Raw genomic sequence first — 18614 nt, 5'->3', positions numbered from 1 at the left:
GCGGGGGAGATGTCCGGCAGGACAGAGGGGGGCGCGAGAGAACGCTGCGGTTTCCAGCCTTAAGTCCATCAACTCAATTCACTCCAGCGATCGCGCGGGCGAAATCGCGTGCTTCGAAGGGTTCGAGGTCGTCGATGCCTTCGCCGACGCCGATGAAATAGACGGGCAGGCGATATTTGGCGGCGATTGCGACCAAAATACCGCCGCGTGCGGTGCCGTCGAGCTTGGTCATGACGATGCCGTTGACGCCCGCCACGTTGCGGAAGATCTCGACCTGGTTCATCGCGTTCTGGCCGGTCGTCGCGTCGACCGTCTGGAGCACCGTGTGCGGCGCTTCCGGGTCGTGCTTGCCGAGGACGCGGACGACCTTTTCCAGTTCGGCCATCAGCTCGGCCTTGTTCTGCAGGCGGCCGGCGGTGTCGATGATCAGCACGTCGGAGCCGTTCGCCTTGGCCGTCTCGAACGCGTCCCAGGCAAGGCCGGCCGCGTCGGCGCCGAGCTTGGAGGCGACGATTTCGGAGCCGGTGCGCTCGCCCCATATCTTGAGCTGTTCGATGGCGGCGGCGCGGAACGTGTCGCCCGCTCCGAGCGTGACCTTGAGGCCGCCGGCGACGAGCTTGGCGGCAAGCTTGCCGATGGTGGTCGTCTTGCCGGTGCCGTTGACGCCGACGACGAGGATGACGTGAGGCTTATGCGAGAGGTCGAGCTCGAGCGGCCTGGCGACCGGGCCGAGCACCTTCTCGACCTCGCTCGCCATGACCGTGCGCACCTCGGCGTCCGAGACGTCGCGGCCGAAGCGGCCTTCGCTCAAGGAATCGGTGATGCGGATCGCGGTTTCCATGCCGAGATCGGCGCGCAGCAGCACGTCTTCGAGGTCCTGCAGCGTGTCGTCGTCCAGCTTGCGTTTGGTGAAGACGCCCGAAATGTTGGTCGAAAGCTCGCGCGACGAGCGCGACAGGCCGTCGCGCAGCCGGTCGAACCAGGGACGCTGGACGGAAGGCGCGGCGGTGGGCGCTGTGGCGGGGCCGCGCTCGACGGTCTTCGAGACGCGCACCAGCGCTGAAGCGTCGGGTTCGGTCTCGACCGTGCGCTTCAGGAATTCGGGAACGGCCGGCGCTTCGGCCTGCGGCGGCGGGGCAGGCGTCGGTTCGGGCGCGATTTCCGGGACGGGTGCCGGTGGCACCTCGACAGGCGCGGGCGGAATTTCCGTCGGCGGTTCAGGCACTTCCGGCGGGGCAGGCGGAACCTTGACCGGAGCAGGCTCCGGCGCTGGCTCTTCGACCGGAACTTCGGCCGGTGGCGTGAGGGGCTCCGGCTCGCTCGGCGGCGTGACAGGATCGGGCTCGGGAATTTCGCGCGGCTCGGGGGCCTGGGTCGGCGTTTCGATCGGCACTTCGGGGATGGGCTGCGGCGCGGGCGAGACTGGCGTCGGCTCGGGCTCGTCCGCGCGCTGGCGCAGGAAGTCGGGCAGGGCCGGCGCATCGACGGCGGGGCCGGCTGTCGTGGATGCGATCTCCTCGCGCGGCGCTTCCTCGGCGGCATCGTCCTTGCGGCCGAAGGAGAACATCTTCTTGAAGAAACCTGCCATCGAATTCCCTTCAGGCGGCGCGTTGCGCGCGCGCTGTTGCGGTCAGCCGCTCGCCGTCATGGCCGGTGACGACGGCCTCGACGATCTCGCCGGGCGCGCCGGCATCGATGGCGGCCATAGTGAAGCCTTCGGTGCGGCCGATCCCGTCGCGCTCGACGAGGATGCGCTGGCTCGTGCCGGTCAGCTTGACCAGGTGGCGGCGATAGGCGGCGTCGCCGGCGGCGCGAAGGCGCGCGGCGCGGTCCTTGACGATTTCGCGCCGCACCTGCGGCATCCGCGCGGCGGGCGTGCCCTCGCGCGGCGAAAACGGGAAGACGTGAAGATGCGTCAGCCCGCATTCCTCGACGATCTTCAGCGAATGCTCGAACATCGCCTCGGTCTCCGTCGGGAAACCGGCGATGATGTCCGCGCCAAACACCATGTCGGGACGCAGCGCGCGGACTTCCTCGCAGAAGCGGATCGAATCGTCGCGCAGATGGCGACGCTTCATGCGCTTCAGGATCATGTCGTCGCCGGCCTGCAGCGACAGATGCAGATGCGGCATCAGCCGGGTCTCGGTGGCGATCGCCTCCATCAACTCCGGGTCGGCCTCGATGGAATCGATGGAGGAGAGGCGCAGGCGCGAAAGGTCGGGCACCTGCCGCAGAACCGTGCGTGCGAGCTTTCCGAGACGCGGCGCGCCCGGCAGGTCGGCGCCATAGCTCGTCATGTCGACGCCGGTCAGCACGACTTCCGCGTAACCATTGCCGACGAGGCGCTTGATCTGCTCCACCACCGCGCCCATCGGCACGGAGCGTGAATTGCCGCGGCCATAGGGGATGATGCAGAAGGTGCAGCGGTGGTCGCAGCCGTTCTGCACCTGCACGAAAGCGCGCGCGCGGCCCTCGATGGCGTCGACCATGTGGCCGGCCGTCTCGGTCACCGACATGATGTCGTTGACGCGTGCCTTCTCGAACTGGTTGACGCCGAAATCCGGCAAGGCGCGGTAGTTGTGGGCCTTCAGCTTTTCCTCGTTGCCGAGGACGAGGTCGACTTCGCCCATTTGCGCGAAGGTCCCGGGCTCGGTCTGCGCTGCGCAGCCGGTGACGATGATGCGCGCATCCGGGTTCTCGCGTCGCGCCTTGCGGATCGCCTGCCGCGCCTGGCGAACGGCTTCGGACGTCACGGCGCAGGTGTTGAAGACGATGGCGCCGCCGGCGAGCTCACCAAGGCCGGCTTGCGTGGCCTCGCGGCGCATTACCTCGGATTCGTAGGTGTTCATGCGGCAGCCGAAGGTGACGATGTCGAGGCCCTTGGTCATGTGGATGCGTTGGGGGCTGCATACCCCCACCCTTTATCCCTCCCCACAAGGGGGAGGGAGGTCGTCATCGCTGCGCTAGGCGCATGGATGAAGATACAAACACCACGCTCACGTCCCCCTCCCCCTTGTGGGGAGGGATAGAGGGTGGGGGTCAATTCGGAAAAACCCCTCATGCCGCGCTCGTCTCGTCTCGGCTCCACGCTCCCGTCGCCGGATCGAACATACCGGAAAATTCCCATTCCGCCGGGCCGGTCATGAGTACGTGGTCGTCCTCGCGCCATTCGATCAGCAGCGGCCCGCCGGGGACGGTCACGGTGACGACGCGATCCGTGCGGCGTGTGCGGACGGCGGAGACGGCGGCGGCGCAGGCGGCAGAGCCACAGGCGCGCGTCAGGCCCGCGGCGCGCTCCCAGGTGCGGATCGTCATCGCGTCGCGCGCGGTGACCTTTGCGATCGAGATGTTGCAGCGCTCGGGGAAGATGGGATGGTTTTCCAGCAAAGGCCCGAAGCGTTCGAGATCGTAGGACCAGACGTCTTCGTCGACCCAGAAGATCGCGTGCGGATTGCCCATCGAAGCGACGGAGGGCGAATGCAGCACCGGCGCGTCGATCGGGCCGATCTGGAGTTCGATCATGCGGGTGTCGCGAAATTCCTCGGCCAGCGGAATGTCCTGCCAACCGAACTTCGGAATGCCCATGTCGACGGAGATCAGCCCGTCCTCGTGCTCCTTCGCCGTCAGGATGCCGGCGATGGTCTCGAAGGTGAACACGCGCTCGCCCGTCTCGGCGGCCAAGGCCTGCACCACGCAGCGCATGCCGTTGCCGCAGGCCTGCGCCATCGAGCCGTCGGAATTGATGATCTCGACATAGTTCGCGGTGCCGGGCGTGCGCGGATCGTGGATCGCCATGATCTGGTCGAAGCGCGTGGCGGGATCGGCGTTGAGCCGAACAGCGGCGGCCGGCGTCACCCGGCCCGCGCGGCCGCGCATGTCGGCGACGACGATTTCGTTGCCGAGCCCGTTCATCTTCGCGAATGGCGCCAGATTGCTCATGCGCCGCTATATGGCGGAAACGACGCTGAATTACCAGTGTCGGCGCCGGTCAGAGCTGGACGGAATCCGCCCAGCCGAACATCAAGAGCAGGATGACGAACAGCGCGATCGCGAGTGCGGCGATCGCGAAGGCGATGCGGCTTGCCACTCGCGAGACGCTGCGCATGCCCACCGCACCGGCGACGACCGCAACCACGACGAAAAAGACGAACCAGCCGAACATTCAAAGCCCCCTTCGAAAGTGCGTCGCCAGCTTAAGCGATTCCTGATGGAATGTCCCATGCCTCGCCGGGCTGGAGCGGGCGGAAGCGTTCGCGGGCGATGCCGGCAGTGTCGAGCGCGGCGAGAAGCAAATCGCGCGGCTCCTCGATCGCCTCATTGGTCAACTGGAACGTGCCCCAGTGGTGGCCGATCGCAAAATCGGCATTGGCAAGCTTCATGCCCTCCACCGCTTCGTTCGGGTCCTGGTGCTGGGCGGCCATGAACCAGCGCGGGTCGTAGGCGCCGACCGGCAGGATGGCGAGGCGGAAGCCGCCATGCTTTTCGGCGACCGCGCGGTAGTTGATGCCCGAATGAAAGCCAGTGTCGCCGATATGGTAGATTTTGCCGGCCGGCGTATCGAGGACGAAGGACGCCCACAGCGCCATGCGCCGGTCGCGCATGCCCCGCGCTGACCAGTGGTGCGCCGGCTCGCAATGGATGATGAGCGGGCCGAACTCGAAGGCGTCGCCCCAATCCTGCACGTGGAGACGCATGTCCGGAATGTCTGTCTTGACGATTACGTCATTGCCGAGCGGGGTGACGACCAGCGGGTCGTGATCCTGCTTCAGGCGCGACAGCGTCAGGAGGTCGAGATGGTCGTAGTGGTTGTGCGTCAGGAGCACGATGTCGATCTTCGGCAGCGCCTCGAAGGCGATGCCGGGTGCGTTGACGCGTGCCGGGCCGGCGAACTGGAAGGGTGAGGCGCGGGTCGAGAAGACCGGGTCGGTCAGGATGTTCAGGCCGGATACCTGGATCAGCATCGTCGCATGGCCGATCATCGTCACGCGGATCGCGTCACCTTCGACCGCCGCGTCGGGCACGGCACCGGCAAACGGACTTGGGAACTCGGCCGGCCAGCTTGCCTTGGTTTCTTGGAACTGCCAGCGCAGGAGGTCGGAAAAACCGCGGGGCTCCTCGCCGCCGGGGTTGAAAAACACCCGCCCGTCGAAATGGTCGCTGACGGGGCCGCTATAGTAGCGGTTTCCGCTTTGCGCCTTCGCGATCCCGATGCCGCCGGCCATCGCCGCCAGCCCGCCCAGTCCCAGCCATGTCAGCATGCGCCGCCTGCTCATCTTCATGCGCGCGAAATTATCCGATGGTTCGTCATGCGCAAATGACATAAGCGTGGGTTTAAGCCCATGAGACTGTTGAATTTCGGCAACAGCACATCGTAAATTAACCTTGTTATGCCGAATATGACCCGACCGTCGCCACAGTTGCGCGCCATTGGGCGCATCAAGGGACGCACAGACAGGAACCTGCGGAGTGACCGGGCGTTGCTTCGACGGAGGTGGATCAATGACTCTGACTAAAAGCACGCTACTCATCGCAGTTTCCGCTCTCGCCGTCACCGGCTGCACGAGCGACCGGTTCTCGCGCGTCGACACCCGCCCGGCGGTGGTCGCGACCGCGCCCTCGCCGATCACGGCCGCGCCGGCCGGACAGGTCTCGTCCAGCCAGTTGCCGCCCCCCACGCAGCCCGGCGTCACCAATCCCGGCCCGATCCAGCCCGGAATGACGCAGGGCGCCTTCCCGGCGGCACCCGGTTCCGATGCGGGCGGCGCGCAGGTCGCCTCGCTTCCCCCGGCCGGCGGCGGTGCGCCGGTTTCGGCGGGCGGTGTCGCTGGCGTCTGGAACGCCTCGGTCGCCGGTCAGTCCTGCCGCATCGCGACGCCGCAGACGCGCTTCGGCGAAGGCTTCCGCGCCGGCCCGCTGCGCTGCCCGGCGCCGCTCGACGGCGTGCGCTCGTGGAATGTGTCGGGCTCGACGCTGACGCTCTACGACGCCAATGGCGGCGCGCTGGCCAATCTGTCGTCGGCCGGCAGCGGGTCGTTCAACGGCCAGACCACGACGGGTCAGCCGCTCTCGCTGTCGCGCTAGACGCCGGACGCTCTGCCCCATGCCGCATGACGGCCTGCCCGAATTCCGCTCGGTCCGGGATGCCTATCTCGACCGCGTGGCGCATGGCGCGCTGTCGCGCGACGAAAGGCAGCTTGCACTGGCCGACCGGTTCGACCGGCTGACGGCGGAAATCCGCACCAAGCGGCTCGCGGCCAAGTCGAGCGCGCTCGGCTGGCTGTTCGGCAAGCGCCGCGAGGCGCGCGAACTGGTGAAGGGGCTTTACCTTTACGGCGGTGTCGGTCGGGGCAAGACCATGCTGATGGACCTCTTCTTCGAGCTGCTGCCGGTCAGGCGCAAGCGTCGCGCCCATTTCAACGACTTCATGGCCGACGTGCACGACCGGATCGGCCGGCATCGCGAAGCGCTGAAGCGCGGCGAGACGAAGGAGAGCGACCCCATTCCGGTTGTCGCCGCAGCGCTGGCCGACCAAGCCTGGGTGCTCTGCTTCGACGAGTTCACCGTCACCGACATCGCCGATGCGATGATCCTGTCGCGGCTGTTCACGGCGCTGTTCGAGCGCGGCGTGGTGCTCGTCGCCACCTCCAACGTCGCTCCGGACGATCTTTACCGCGACGGGCTCAATCGTGGCCTGTTCCTGCCCTTCGTTGCGGTGCTCAAGCGGCATTGCGATATCCTGCCGCTCGACGGATCGACGGATTACCGGCTGGAAAAGCTCGGCCGCATTCCCGTCTACATCACCCCTTGCACCGGCGATGGCGAACGCCTGATGGACGAGGCATGGGACGTCGCCGGCTCCGGCCACCAGACCCAGCCGCGGACCATCCGCGTCAAGGGGCGGGAAATCCCGGTTCCGCATGCGAACGGGCGGGCGGCCCGGTTCAACTTCGCGGATTTGTGTTCCCAGCCGCTCGGCGCGCGTGACTATCTCGCCATCGCCGCGGAGTTCGACACCATCCTCGTCGACTGCGTTCCGGCCATGGACATGGACCGGCGAAACGAAGCCAAACGCTTCATTCTCCTCGTCGACACGTTCTACGACCGCAAGACCCGGCTGATCCTCTCGGCCGAAGTCCCGCCGCAGGATCTCTACCATGCGCGCAGCGGCACCGAGGCGTTCGAATTCGACCGCACGGTATCCCGGCTGATCGAGATGCAGAGCGCGGAATGGGCGTCAAGTGCGCGAGCGGCTTGACGCGCGATGGAGCCTGTTGCGGCTGCGGCATTCATCGAACCAGAAGATCGGCGGGGCCGTGAGGCCCTTCAATCTGATCGATATGCTCATATCCAAGGATAGCGGCCAAACGGATCGAAGCTCGATTTTCGATTGCGATGAGACAGGCGATGCGGCGATCATGAACCGCATCGAACCATATGTGCGCCGCGCTGGCCGCTTCGCGCGCATAGCCCTGCCCGTGGAAAGTAGATGCGAGAACCCAGGACGCCTCAACGTCCGTCCCAACTGTTTCACCAAGATTTCGCTCGAAACGCGCGAACCCCATTTTGCCGACATAGCGCTCGGTCGACTTTTCGATGATGGAGAACAGCCCGAAGCCCTCGATGGTCCAATGGCCTACGTCGCGAAGAAATCGGGTCCATGCATCAGCGCGGAGTACGGGTTTGCCGCCGATATGCGCCGTGACGACAGGGTCCGCAAACATGAGCGCCGTCGCCTCAAAGTCATGCCGTATTGGAGGACGCAGGATTAAGTTGGGTGTTTCGATCATGTGGTTGCGTCATCCGTGCAATTGCGTTGGGACCTTGTCGCTTAGCAATACGCCGCTGGTCCTGTTAGACAGGACTGCTCGCATCAACAACCCTGTAAATTGACGTTTACGTAAGTCCGCCTTGATCTAACCGATTGAAAGATATGGCGGCCAAAGAATCGGTTGAATTTTTTGGCCGATCGGTCTATGCGACGCCCACTCCCGGGCGACCTCCCGTGCCCGCGTTAAATGGTTGAAACGCATCTTCGGCTCCGCGCCGTCGCAAACCAATCCAGGGGATTTCCATACATGGCTCGCAACAAGATTGCCCTCATCGGCTCCGGCATGATCGGCGGCACGCTCGCCCACATGATCGGCCTCAAGGAACTCGGCGACGTCGTCCTGTTCGACATTTCCGAGGGCGTGCCGCAGGGCAAGGGCCTCGACATCGCGCAGTCCTCGCCGGTCGACGGCTTCGATGCGAGCTTCACCGGCGCCAACGACTATTCGGCGATCGAGGGCGCTGACGTGTGCATCGTCACCGCCGGCGTGCCGCGCAAGCCAGGCATGAGCCGCGACGATCTTCTCGGCATCAATCTGAAGGTGATGGAGCAGGTCGGCGCCGGCATCAAGAAGTATGCCCCGAATGCCTTCGTCATCTGCATCACCAACCCGCTCGACGCGATGGTCTGGGCGCTGCAGAAGTTCTCCGGCCTGCCGAAGAGCCATGTCGTCGGCATGGCCGGTGTGCTCGATAGCGCCCGCTTCCGCTATTTCCTCGCCGACGAGTTCAAGGTCTCGGTCGAGGACGTCACCGCCTTCGTGCTCGGCGGCCATGGCGACACGATGGTGCCGCTGACCCGCTATTCGACGGTCGCCGGCATTCCGCTGCCCGACCTCGTCAAGATGGGCTGGACCACCCAGGACAAGCTCGACAAGATCGTCCAGCGCACCCGCGATGGCGGCGCCGAGATCGTCGGCCTCTTGAAGACCGGCTCGGCCTATTACGCGCCGGCCTCTTCGGCGATCCAGATGGCCGAAGCGTATCTCAAGGATAAGAAGCGCGTCCTGCCCTGCGCGGCGCATCTGTCGGGCCAGTACGGCGTCAAGGACATGTATGTCGGCGTGCCGACCGTGATCGGCGCCGGCGGCATCGAGCGCGTCATCGAGATCGACCTCAACAAGGCCGAGCAGAAGATGTTCGAAAAGTCGGTGGAATCGGTGAAGGGCCTTTGCGACGCCTGCTCCGAAATCGCGCCCGCACTGAAGCAGTAAGGATTTCCCGGCATGAATATCCATGAGTACCAGGCCAAGCAGGTCCTGAAGTCGTTCGGCGCTCCGGTTGCCGAAGGCGTTCCCGTCATGAAGGCCTCCGAGGCGGAAGCGGCGGCGAAGTCGCTGCCCGGCCCGCTCTACGTGGTCAAGAGCCAGATCCATGCCGGCGGGCGCGGCAAGGGCAAGTTCAAGGAACTCGGCGCGGACGCCAAGGGCGGCGTGCGCCTTGCCAAGTCGGTCGAGGAGGTCGTCTCCCACACCAACGAAATGCTCGGCAACACGCTCGTCACCAAGCAGACGGGCGATGCCGGCAAGCAGGTCAACCGTCTCTATATCGAGGACGGCGCGGACATCGACCGCGAGCTCTATCTCTCGATCCTCGTCGACCGTTCGGTCGGCCGCGTCGCTTTCGTGGTGTCCACGGAAGGCGGCATGGACATCGAGACGGTCGCGCATGACACGCCCGAAAAGATCATCACCGTCGCGATCGATCCCGAAAAGGGCGTCACCGCCGACGACGTGACGAAGCTCAACGCGGCGCTGGAACTGACCGGCGATGCGGCGAAAGACGGCGAGACGCTGTTCCCGATCCTCTACAAGGCCTTCACCGAGAAGGACATGGCGCTGCTCGAGGTCAATCCGCTGATCGTCATGACCAATGGCCGCCTGCGCGTTCTCGACGCCAAGGTCTCGTTCGACAACAACGCGCTCTACCGCCAGGCCGACATCGTCGAACTGCGCGACACGACCGAGGAAGACGCCAAGGAAATCGAGGCGTCCAAGTACGACCTCGCCTATGTCGCGCTCGACGGCAATATCGGCTGCATGGTCAACGGCGCCGGCCTTGCCATGGCGACCATGGACATCATCAAGCTCTATGGAGCCGAGCCCGCCAACTTCCTCGATGTCGGCGGCGGCGCGTCCAAGGAGAAGGTGACGGCTGCCTTTAAGATCATCACGGCCGATCCGGCTGTGAAGGGCATCCTCGTCAACATCTTCGGCGGCATCATGAAGTGCGACGTCATCGCCGAAGGCGTGATCGCGGCCGTCAAGGAAGTCGGGCTCAAGGTGCCGCTGGTCGTGCGCCTCGAAGGCACCAATGTCGAGCTCGGCAAGAAGATCATCAACGAAAGCGGCCTCAACGTCATCTCCGCCGACGATCTCGACGACGCGGCGCAGAAGATCGTCAATGCAGTGAAGGGGGCCTGAGCCTGATGTCCATCCTCGTCAACAAAGACACCAAGGTTCTCGTCCAGGGCCTCACCGGCAAGACCGGCACGTTCCACACCGAGCAGGCGCTCGCCTATCACGGCACGCAGATGGTCGGCGGCATCCACCCGAAGAAGGGCGGCGAGACGTGGACCGGATCGAAGGGCGAGAGCCTGCCGATCTTCGCCACCGTCGCCGAGGGCAAGGAGCGGACCGGCGCCGATGCGTCGGTGATCTACGTTCCGCCGGCAGGCGCGGCCGATGCGATCCTCGAGGCGATCGAAGCCGAGATCGGCCTGATCGTGTGCATCACCGAGGGCATCCCGGTCATGGACATGGTGAAGGTCAAGGCGCGCCTCGACCGTTCGTCCTCGCGCCTGATCGGCCCGAACTGCCCCGGCGTGCTGACGCCCGACGAGTGCAAGATCGGCATCATGCCGGGCAACATCTTCAAGAAGGGCTCGGTCGGCGTTGTCTCGCGCTCCGGCACGCTTACCTATGAAGCAGTGTTCCAGACCACCAATGCGGGTCTCGGCCAGACGACGGCCGTCGGCATCGGCGGCGATCCGGTCAAGGGCACCGAGTTCATCGACATGCTCGAGATGTTCCTCGCCGACGACGAGACCAAGTCGATCATCATGATCGGCGAGATCGGCGGCTCGGCCGAGGAAGACGCGGCACAGTTCCTGCGCGACGAGGCCAAGCGCGGCCGCAAGAAGCCGATGGCCGGCTTCATCGCGGGCCGCACGGCACCGGAAGGCCGCACCATGGGCCATGCCGGCGCGGTCATCTCGGGCGGCAAGGGCGGCGCGGAAGACAAGATCGCGGCGATGGAGGCGGCGGGCATCCGCGTGTCCCCCTCGCCGGCACGTCTCGGCACGACGCTGGTCGAGGCGTTGAAGGGTTAGTGAATGGTGAATTGTGAATGGTGAATGGGATGATGGATCGGCCGCCACGCTTCGGCCCGAACCATTCACCATTCACCATTTTCCCATTCACCTCAAAAAGGAGACGGAGCGCGGCGCTCCGAGATTGAAGAAAATGGCACGTCAGGACCAGGCAAACGACCGGGCATCGCTCACCTCGTTCCTTTATGGTGGCAATGCCGCCTATATCGACGAGCTCTATGCGTCCTGGCAGGACAACCCCAGCTCCGTCGAGCCGGAATGGCGGGAGTTCTTTGCCGAACTGAAGGACGATGCCGAGGCGGTCAAGAAGGGCGCGGCCGGCGCGTCCTGGTCCAAGAAGAACTGGCCCGTTGCCGCCAATGGCGAACTCGTCTCGGCGCTCGATGGCAATTGGGGCGCGCTCGAACAGCATTTCGACAAGAAGTTCAAGGCAAAGGCAGCGGACGGCACCTCCGCGCTCTCGCCCGCCCAGGTCATGCAGGCGACGCGCGATTCCGTTCGCGCCATCATGATGATCCGCGCCTTCCGCATGCGCGGCCATCTGCACGCCAATCTCGATCCGCTCGGCCTCGCCGAGGCCAAGGAAGACTATAACGAGCTGTCGCCGGAAAATTACGGCTTCACCGAAGCCGATTACGACCGGCCGATCTTCATCGATCACGTTCTGGGGCTCGAATTCGCGACCATCCGCGAGATGGTCGATATCCTCAAGCGCACCTATTGCTCGACGCTCGGCGTCGAGTTCATGCACATCTCCAACCCCGAGGAGAAGGCCTGGATTCAGGAGCGCATCGAGGGGCCGGACAAGGGCATCGAATTCACCGCCAACGGCAAGAAGGCGATCCTGGCCAAGCTGATCGAGGCCGAGGGCTTCGAGCAGTTCATCGACGTCAAGTACAAGGGCACCAAGCGCTTCGGCCTTGATGGCGGCGAAGCGCTGATCCCGGCGCTGGAGCAGATCATCAAGCGCGGCGGCGCCATGGGCCTGAAGGAGATCGTCCTCGGCATGGCCCATCGCGGCCGTCTCAACGTTCTTTCCCAGGTGATGGCGAAGCCCCACCGCGCGATCTTCCACGAGTTCAAGGGCGGCTCCTTCGCACCCGACGACGTCGAGGGTTCGGGCGACGTGAAGTACCATCTGGGCGCCTCGTCGGACCGAGAGTTCGACGGAAACAAGGTGCATCTGTCGCTGACCGCGAACCCGTCGCACCTCGAAATCGTCAACCCCGTCGTCATGGGCAAGGCGCGCGCCAAGCAGGACCAGATCTTCGGCCGCACACGCGAGGAAGTCGTGCCGATCGAGGCCCGCGCAAAAGTGCTGCCGCTGCTGCTGCACGGCGACGCGGCCTTCGCGGGCCAGGGTGTCGTCGCCGAAATCCTCGGCCTGTCGGGCCTGCGCGGCCACCGCGTCGCCGGCACGCTGCATTTCATCATCAACAACCAGATCGGCTTCACCACCAATCCGCGCTTCTCGCGCTCCTCGCCCTACCCGTCGGACGTGGCGAAGATGATCGAGGCGCCGATCTTCCATGTGAACGGCGACGATCCGGAAGCCGTCGTCTACGCGGCCAAGGTCGCGATGGAATATCGCATGACGTTCCACAAGCCGGCCGTCATCGACATGTTCTGCTACCGCCGCTTCGGCCACAACGAAGGCGACGAGCCGGCGTTCACGCAGCCGATCATGTACAAGTCGATCCGCCAGCACCGGACGACCGTGCAGCTCTATTCGGAAAAGCTCGTCTCCGAGGGCGTCGTCTCGGATGGCGAGGTCGAGAAGATGCGGGCCGACTGGCGCGCCCATCTCGAACAGGAATGGGAATCGGGCCAGGCCTACAAGCCCAACAAGGCCGACTGGCTCGACGGCGCCTGGACCGGTCTTCGCACCGCCGACAGCCAGGACGAGATGCGTCGCGGCAAGACTGCGATGCCGGTCAAGTCGCTGAAGGAAATCGGCAAGAAGCTGACCGAGGTGCCGAAGGATTTCGAGGCGCACAGGACCATCCAGCGCTTCCTCGACAATCGTCGCAAGATGATCGACACGGGCGAGGGCATCGACTGGTCGACGGCCGAGGCGCTCGCCTTTGCCGCGATCCTGATGGACGGCAACCCGATCCGCCTTTCGGGCCAGGATTCGGAGCGCGGGACGTTCAGCCAGCGCCACTCCGTCCTCTACGACCAGCGCAACGAAGACCGCTACATCCCGCTCAACAATCTGGGGCCGCAGCAGGCCAATTACGAAGTCATCAACTCGATGCTTTCGGAAGAGGCGGTGCTGGGCTTCGAATATGGCTTCAGCCTCGCCGAGCCGCGCGCGCTGACGCTGTGGGAAGCGCAGTTCGGCGATTTCGCCAATGGCGCGCAGGTCGTGTTCGACCAGTTCATCTCGTCGGGCGAGCGCAAGTGGCTGCGCATGTCGGGCCTCGTCTGCCTCCTGCCGCATGGCTATGAGGGCCAGGGCCCGGAGCACTCCTCGGCGCGCCTCGAGCGCTTCCTGCAGATGTGCGCGGAAGACAACATGCAGGTCGCCAACGTCACCACGCCGGCGAACTACTTCCACATCCTGCGCCGTCAGTTGAAGCGCGACTTCCGCAAGCCGCTGATCCTGATGACGCCGAAGTCGCTCCTGCGCCACAAGCGCGCCGTGTCGACCTTGTCGGAAATGTCGGGCGAAAGCTCGTTCCACCGGCTGCTGTGGGACGACGCGCAGTATCTGGGCGACCAGCCGATCAAGCTGGTCAAGGATTCCAAGATCCGCCGCGTCGTCATGTGCTCGGGCAAGGTCTATTACGATCTCTACGAGGAGCGCGAAAAGCGCGGCATCGACGACGTCTATCTCCTGCGCGTGGAACAGCTCTACCCGTTCCCGGCCAAGGCGTTGATCAATGAGCTCTCGCGCTTCCGCAACGCCGAGATGGTGTGGTGCCAGGAAGAGCCGAAGAACATGGGCTCCTGGGCGTTCATCGATCCCTATCTGGAATGGGTGCTGCAGCATATCGACGCCAAGCACCAGCGCGTGCGCTACACCGGCCGTCCGGCCTCGGCGTCGCCGGCTACCGGCCTGATGTCGAAGCATCTCGCACAGCTCGAAGCGTTCCTCGAAGACGCGCTCGGCGAATAGGTCGATGAACGTCTCCGCTTGTCATACCCCCACCCTTTATCCCTCCCCACAAGGGGGAGGGAGCCATGCGCGTTGCGCGCGCACCGTCATCTTCGCATCGAGGGAAGCGATAAATGAGACGCTGATGCCCTCCCTCCCCCTTGTGGGGAGGGATACAGGGTGGGGGTCCTTTTTCGCGACCGACATTCATTCCAGACTCAACGGATAGGAATCCGATATGGCCACCGAAATCCGCGTCCCGACCCTGGGCGAATCCGTCTCCGAGGCAACCATCGGCAAGTGGTTCAAGAAGGCCGGCGACGCGATCGTCGCCGACGAGCCGATCGTCGAACTGGAAACCGACAAGGTGACCGTCGAGGTGCCCGCGCCTGCCGCCGGTACGCTCTCCGAAATCACCGTCCAGGAAGGCGAGACGGTCGAGGTCGGCGCGCTTTTGGGCATGATCGCCGCCGGTTCGGGGGCAGCCGCCGCTGCGCCGAAGAAGGAAGAGGCAAAGCCTGTTCCGGCGCCCGCCAAGGAAGAAAAGGCGGCCGCGCCAGCGAAGTCCGGCGACATGCCGGCCGCGCCGTCCGCCGCCAAGCTGATGGCCGAAAAGAACGTTTCGGCCGACCAGGTTTCGGGTTCCGGCAAGCGCGGACAGGTGCTCAAGGGCGACGTGCTCGACGCGATTGCGAAAGGTCCGGCCGCCAAAGCCGAAGCGCCGCAGGCTGCCCGCGCGCCGTCCTCCGGTGACGACGCGTCCCGCGAGGAGCGCGTGAAGATGACGCGCCTGCGCCAGACTATCGCGCGCCGCCTCAAGGACGCGCAGGACACCGCCGCCATGCTCACCACCTTCAACGAGGTGGACATGAAGCCGGTCATGGATTTGCGTTCCAAGTACAAGGATCTGTTCGAGAAGAAGCACGGCGTGAAGCTCGGCTTCATGGGCTTCTTCACCAAGGCCGTGACGCATGCGTTGCAGGAAATCCCGGCGGTCAATGCCGAGATCGACGGCACCGACATCATCTACAAGAACTTTGCCCATATCGGCGTCGCCGTCGGTACCGACAAGGGCCTCGTCGTGCCGGTGGTGCGCAATGCGGATGCCATGTCGATCGCCGAGATCGAGAAGGAAATCGGCCGCCTCGGCGTCGCCGCGCGCGACGGCAAGCTCGGCATGGCCGACATGCAGGGCGGCACCTTCACCATCTCGAATGGCGGCGTCTACGGATCCTTGATGTCGACGCCGATCCTCAATGCGCCGCAGTCGGGCATTCTCGGCATGCACAAGATCCAGGAGCGTCCCGTCGTCGTCGGCGGCCAGATCGTCATCCGCCCGATGATGTATCTCGCGCTGTCCTACGACCACCGCATCGTCGACGGCAAGGAAGCCGTGACCTTCCTCGTGCGCGTCAAGGAGACGCTGGAGGACCCCGAGCGCCTCGTCCTCGACTTGTAGGGCGAGGTCTGGGAGGCTCCCGCGATGGCCTACGATCCCGACATTCCGCCGATCCAGGTTCACCTGTGCGTCAAGGGCGGGAAGGCGGCCGTCGCCTGGTACGAGACCGCCTTCGAGGCGGTCGAGACCTACGAGCAGATGGCCGAGGACGGAACGCGCATCCTGCACGCCAACCTTGCGCTGTTCGGCTCCGAGGTGATGCTGCATGACGAGTTTCCGGAACTTGGCGGCGACGTGATGGGACCGGACACGCGCGGCGGCGCCAGCATGACGGTTTCGGTCAACCTGGCGACGCCGGAGAAGGTGGATGCGGCGTTTGCGCGGGCCGTGGAGGCGGGGGCGGATGTGGTGATGGCGCCGGCCGACGTGTTCTGGGGCGCGCGCTATGCCAAGCTGCGCGACCCGTTCGGCCATGTCTGGGCGTTCAATGCGCCGTTGGGGAGGGGGAGATGAGTGGATATGTTTTCGCCTCGTCGCACCCCCCTCTTGCCTGCCGGCCATCTCCCCCTCAAGGGGGGAGATTACGCACTCCATCGGTCCGCCACCACCGTCACCGGGCATGCGCGGCGAGGACGAGACTAATCTTTCCCCTTGAGGGGGAGATGGCCGGCAGGCCAGAGGGGGGTGATGCAACGCTCCCGGAGACTCTGCGATGACCCCCCGCATCCTCATCATCACCGGCGCCTCACGCGGCATCGGCGCGGCCACGGCCCGGCTTGCCGGCGCGGCGGGCTATGACGTCCTCGTCAACTACGTCTCCAACGCGGATGCCGCCGCCTCCGTCGTCGCCGCCATCGAATCCGCCGGCGGACGCGCCTTCGCGGTCAAGGCCGACGCCTCGACTACGGCCGGCATCGCCACGATCTTCACTGCTGCCGATGCGCGCGGAAAACTTGCCGGCCTCGTCAACAATGCCGGCGTGGTCGATGCCAAGTCGCGCGTCGACGAGATGGGCGAAGCACGGCTGACGCGCATGATGCGCACCAACATCGTCGGGCCCATGCTCTGCGCGGGGGAAGCCGTGAAGCGCCTCTCCACGCTCCATGGCGGCGCGGGCGGTGCCATCGTCAACGTCTCGTCGGTGGCCGCAAAACTCGGCAGCCCGGCTGAATATGTCGACTACGCCGCCTCGAAGGCCGCGATCGATACGTTCACGCTCGGCCTTGCCCGCGAAGTCGCGGCCGAGGGCATCCGCGTCAATGCGGTGCGGCCCGGCATCATCGACACTGAAATCCATGCCTCGGGCGGCCAGCCCGATCGTGTCGCGCGCGTCAGGGGCATGGTCCCCATGCTGCGCGAAGGCACAGCCGACGAGGTGGCGAAAGCCATTTTGTGGCTGTTGTCCGACCAGGCATCCTACACGACAGGCGCGCTGCTCGACGTCGGCGGCGGGCGCTAACATATCATCAGGAAGGACGGATCAATGAGCTATGATGTTGTGGTGATCGGCGCGGGGCCGGGCGGCTATGTGTGCGCCATCAAGGCGGCGCAGCTCGGGCTCAAGGTCGGGCTCGTCGAGAAGCGCGCGACGCCCGGCGGCACCTGCATCAATATCGGCTGCATCCCGTCGAAGGCGCTGCTGCACGCATCCGAAATGTTCGCCGAGGCCGGCCATTCCTTCGCCGCGCTCGGCATCGATGTCGGCAAGCCGAAGCTCGACCTCGCCAAGATGCTCGGCCATCGGCAGGCGACCGTCGACGCCAACGTCAAGGGCCTCGAATTCCTGATCAAGAAGAACAAGATCGACTGGCTGCGCGGCACCGGCAAGGTGGTCGGGGAGGGCAAGCTGTCCGTCACCGGCGATGACGGCGCGGAAAAGGAGATCGAGGCGAAGAACATCGTCATCGCCACCGGCTCCGACGTCGCCGGCATTCCGGGCGTCGACGTCAAGTTCGACGAGCAGGTCATCGTCTCGTCCACCGGCGCGCTGGCGCTCGAAAAGGTGCCGGGCACGCTCGTCGTCGTCGGCGGCGGCGTCATCGGGCTCGAGCTCGGCTCGGTCTGGTCGCGCCTCGGCGCCAAGGTCACGGTGGTCGAATATCTCGACACGATCCTTGGTGGCATGGACAGCGAAGTCGCCAAGCAGTTCCAGAAGCTTCTCGCCAAGCAGGGGCTCGACTTCAAGCTCGGCGCCAAGGTCACCGGCGTGGCGGCGGCTGGCAATGGCGCGAAGGTCACCTTCGAGCCGGTGAAGGGCGGCGATGCGGAGACGCTCGACGCCGATGTCGTGCTGGTTGCCACCGGCCGCCGGCCCTATGTCGACGGGCTTGGAATCGAAGCAGCCGGCGTCGCGCTCGACGAGCGCGGCCGTGTCGCGGTCGACGATCATTTCCAGACCTCCGTCCCTGGCATTTACGCCATTGGCGACGTCATTCGCGGCCCGATGCTCGCCCACAAGGGCGAGGATGAAGGCGTGGCGGTCGCCGAGATCATCGCCGGCCAGGCCGGTCACGTGAACTACGACGTCATCCCGAGCGTCGTCTACACGAGCCCCGAAGTCGCCTCCGTCGGCAAGACGGAAGAAGAGCTGAAGAAGGCCGGCATCGCCTACAAGGCCGGCAAGTTCCCCTTCTCCGCCAATGGCCGCGCGCGCGCCATGCAGCAGACGGACGGTTTCGTGAAGGTGCTCGCCGATGCGTCGACCGACCGCGTGCTCGGTGTCCACATCGTCGGCTTCGGCGCCGGCGAGATGATCCACGAGGCGGCGGTGCTGATGGAATTCGGCGGCTCGTCGGAGGATCTTGCGCGGACTTGCCACGCGCATCCGACCATGTCGGAAGCGGTCAAGGAAGCGGCGCTGGCGACGTTCTTCAAGCCGATCCATATGTAGGCGGAGGCTACGCCGCTCTTCTGTTGGGACCCCCACCCTTTATCCCTCCCCACAAGGGGGAGGGAGG

16 protein-coding genes are annotated in these 18614 nt (G+C 65.2%); 10 read left to right on the top strand and 6 right to left on the bottom strand.

Annotated features, from left to right (window positions below; genetic code table 11):
• Positions 1-73: 73 nt before the first annotated feature.
• From ftsY to ALII_RS0111480, 5 genes are all read right to left on the bottom strand, one after another.
• Complete coding sequence (ftsY, locus tag ALII_RS0111500; RefSeq protein ID WP_024587459.1) at positions 74-1588, bottom strand: signal recognition particle-docking protein FtsY; 1515 nt, start codon at positions 1586-1588, stop codon at positions 74-76.
• 10 nt (positions 1589-1598) lie between these two features.
• Positions 1599-2888 (bottom strand): tRNA (N(6)-L-threonylcarbamoyladenosine(37)-C(2))-methylthiotransferase MtaB, encoded by a 1290-nt coding sequence (gene mtaB, locus ALII_RS0111495; RefSeq protein ID WP_024587458.1) that lies wholly within the window; start codon positions 2886-2888, stop codon positions 1599-1601.
• Positions 2889-3057: 169 nt separating this feature from the next.
• Positions 3058-3939, bottom strand: coding sequence for a diaminopimelate epimerase (gene dapF / locus ALII_RS0111490; RefSeq protein WP_024587457.1), 882 nt, complete (start codon positions 3937-3939; stop codon positions 3058-3060).
• A 49-nt stretch (positions 3940-3988) separates the two neighbouring features.
• Positions 3989-4162 (bottom strand): DUF1328 domain-containing protein, encoded by a 174-nt coding sequence (locus tag ALII_RS22400; protein ID WP_152529601.1) that lies wholly within the window; start codon positions 4160-4162, stop codon positions 3989-3991.
• 31 nt (positions 4163-4193) lie between these two features.
• The gene (locus ALII_RS0111480) at positions 4194-5273 is read right to left on the bottom strand and encodes an MBL fold metallo-hydrolase (protein WP_024587456.1); all 1080 of its coding nucleotides are present in this window, start codon (positions 5271-5273) and stop codon (positions 4194-4196) included.
• A gap of 226 nt (positions 5274-5499) precedes the next feature.
• On the opposite strand from ALII_RS0111480, the gene ALII_RS0111475 reads away from it, so the two are divergent.
• On the top strand, positions 5500-6081 hold the full coding sequence (locus ALII_RS0111475; protein WP_024587455.1) for an AprI/Inh family metalloprotease inhibitor: 582 nt from the start codon (positions 5500-5502) through the stop codon (positions 6079-6081).
• A gap of 19 nt (positions 6082-6100) precedes the next feature.
• On the top strand, positions 6101-7255 hold the full coding sequence (zapE, locus tag ALII_RS0111470; protein WP_024587454.1) for a cell division protein ZapE: 1155 nt from the start codon (positions 6101-6103) through the stop codon (positions 7253-7255).
• A gap of 31 nt (positions 7256-7286) precedes the next feature.
• Here the strand turns inward: zapE and ALII_RS0111465 are convergent, their stop codons facing one another.
• The gene (locus ALII_RS0111465) at positions 7287-7787 is read right to left on the bottom strand and encodes a GNAT family N-acetyltransferase (protein ID WP_024587453.1); all 501 of its coding nucleotides are present in this window, start codon (positions 7785-7787) and stop codon (positions 7287-7289) included.
• 288 nt (positions 7788-8075) lie between these two features.
• Between ALII_RS0111465 and mdh the strand changes: the two genes are divergently transcribed.
• The 8 genes from mdh to lpdA all read left to right on the top strand — a co-directional run bounded on the left by mdh (position 8076) and on the right by lpdA (position 18547).
• Entirely contained in the window at positions 8076-9041 is a 966-nt protein-coding gene (gene mdh, locus ALII_RS0111460) for a malate dehydrogenase (RefSeq protein WP_024587452.1), read from the top strand.
• Positions 9042-9053: 12 nt separating this feature from the next.
• Entirely contained in the window at positions 9054-10250 is a 1197-nt protein-coding gene (gene sucC / locus ALII_RS0111455; protein WP_024587451.1) for an ADP-forming succinate--CoA ligase subunit beta, read from the top strand.
• Between the two features lie 5 nt (positions 10251-10255).
• Entirely contained in the window at positions 10256-11158 is a 903-nt protein-coding gene (gene sucD, locus ALII_RS0111450) for a succinate--CoA ligase subunit alpha (RefSeq protein ID WP_024587450.1), read from the top strand.
• Positions 11159-11291: 133 nt separating this feature from the next.
• Entirely contained in the window at positions 11292-14279 is a 2988-nt protein-coding gene (locus ALII_RS0111445) for a 2-oxoglutarate dehydrogenase E1 component (protein ID WP_024587449.1), read from the top strand.
• A gap of 217 nt (positions 14280-14496) precedes the next feature.
• Positions 14497-15717 carry a 2-oxoglutarate dehydrogenase complex dihydrolipoyllysine-residue succinyltransferase gene (gene odhB, locus ALII_RS0111440; RefSeq protein WP_024587448.1) on the top strand — a complete coding sequence of 407 codons (1221 nt, stop codon included), beginning with the start codon at positions 14497-14499 and terminating at the stop codon, positions 15715-15717.
• Positions 15718-15741: 24 nt separating this feature from the next.
• Entirely contained in the window at positions 15742-16170 is a 429-nt protein-coding gene (locus ALII_RS0111435; RefSeq protein ID WP_024587447.1) for a VOC family protein, read from the top strand.
• 199 nt (positions 16171-16369) lie between these two features.
• Positions 16370-17116 (top strand): SDR family oxidoreductase, encoded by a 747-nt coding sequence (locus ALII_RS0111430; RefSeq protein ID WP_024587446.1) that lies wholly within the window; start codon positions 16370-16372, stop codon positions 17114-17116.
• Positions 17117-17140: 24 nt separating this feature from the next.
• A complete protein-coding gene (lpdA, locus tag ALII_RS0111425) occupies positions 17141-18547 on the top strand; it encodes a dihydrolipoyl dehydrogenase (RefSeq protein ID WP_024587445.1) in 1407 nt (468 codons plus the stop codon).
• The last annotated feature ends 67 nt before the right edge of the window (positions 18548-18614 follow it).

The organism is Aliihoeflea sp. 2WW, assembly GCF_000497755.1.
GTDB lineage: Bacteria > Pseudomonadota > Alphaproteobacteria > Rhizobiales > Rhizobiaceae > Aliihoeflea.
Note: the sequence above shows the minus strand (reverse complement) of the source record. Positions and strands in the feature narration are given on the sequence as shown.

Excerpts from the sequence above, each read along its gene's own strand:
- ftsY (WP_024587459.1), bottom strand. The coding sequence starts at position 1,588 with ATGGCAGGTTTCTTCAAGAAGATGTTCTCCTTCGGCCGCAAGGACGAT.
- mtaB (WP_024587458.1), bottom strand. The coding sequence starts at position 2,888 with ATGACCAAGGGCCTCGACATCGTCACCTTCGGCTGCCGCATGAACACC.
- dapF (WP_024587457.1), bottom strand. The coding sequence starts at position 3,939 with ATGAGCAATCTGGCGCCATTCGCGAAGATGAACGGGCTCGGCAACGAA.
- ALII_RS22400 (WP_152529601.1), bottom strand. The coding sequence starts at position 4,162 with ATGTTCGGCTGGTTCGTCTTTTTCGTCGTGGTTGCGGTCGTCGCCGGT.
- ALII_RS0111480 (WP_024587456.1), bottom strand. The coding sequence starts at position 5,273 with ATGAGCAGGCGGCGCATGCTGACATGGCTGGGACTGGGCGGGCTGGCG.
- ALII_RS0111475 (WP_024587455.1), top strand. The coding sequence starts at position 5,500 with ATGACTCTGACTAAAAGCACGCTACTCATCGCAGTTTCCGCTCTCGCC.
- zapE (WP_024587454.1), top strand. The coding sequence starts at position 6,101 with ATGCCGCATGACGGCCTGCCCGAATTCCGCTCGGTCCGGGATGCCTAT.
- ALII_RS0111465 (WP_024587453.1), bottom strand. The coding sequence starts at position 7,787 with ATGATCGAAACACCCAACTTAATCCTGCGTCCTCCAATACGGCATGAC.
- mdh (WP_024587452.1), top strand. The coding sequence starts at position 8,076 with ATGGCTCGCAACAAGATTGCCCTCATCGGCTCCGGCATGATCGGCGGC.
- sucC (WP_024587451.1), top strand. The coding sequence starts at position 9,054 with ATGAATATCCATGAGTACCAGGCCAAGCAGGTCCTGAAGTCGTTCGGC.
- sucD (WP_024587450.1), top strand. The coding sequence starts at position 10,256 with ATGTCCATCCTCGTCAACAAAGACACCAAGGTTCTCGTCCAGGGCCTC.
- ALII_RS0111445 (WP_024587449.1), top strand. The coding sequence starts at position 11,292 with ATGGCACGTCAGGACCAGGCAAACGACCGGGCATCGCTCACCTCGTTC.
- odhB (WP_024587448.1), top strand. The coding sequence starts at position 14,497 with ATGGCCACCGAAATCCGCGTCCCGACCCTGGGCGAATCCGTCTCCGAG.
- ALII_RS0111435 (WP_024587447.1), top strand. The coding sequence starts at position 15,742 with ATGGCCTACGATCCCGACATTCCGCCGATCCAGGTTCACCTGTGCGTC.
- ALII_RS0111430 (WP_024587446.1), top strand. The coding sequence starts at position 16,370 with ATGACCCCCCGCATCCTCATCATCACCGGCGCCTCACGCGGCATCGGC.
- lpdA (WP_024587445.1), top strand. The coding sequence starts at position 17,141 with ATGAGCTATGATGTTGTGGTGATCGGCGCGGGGCCGGGCGGCTATGTG.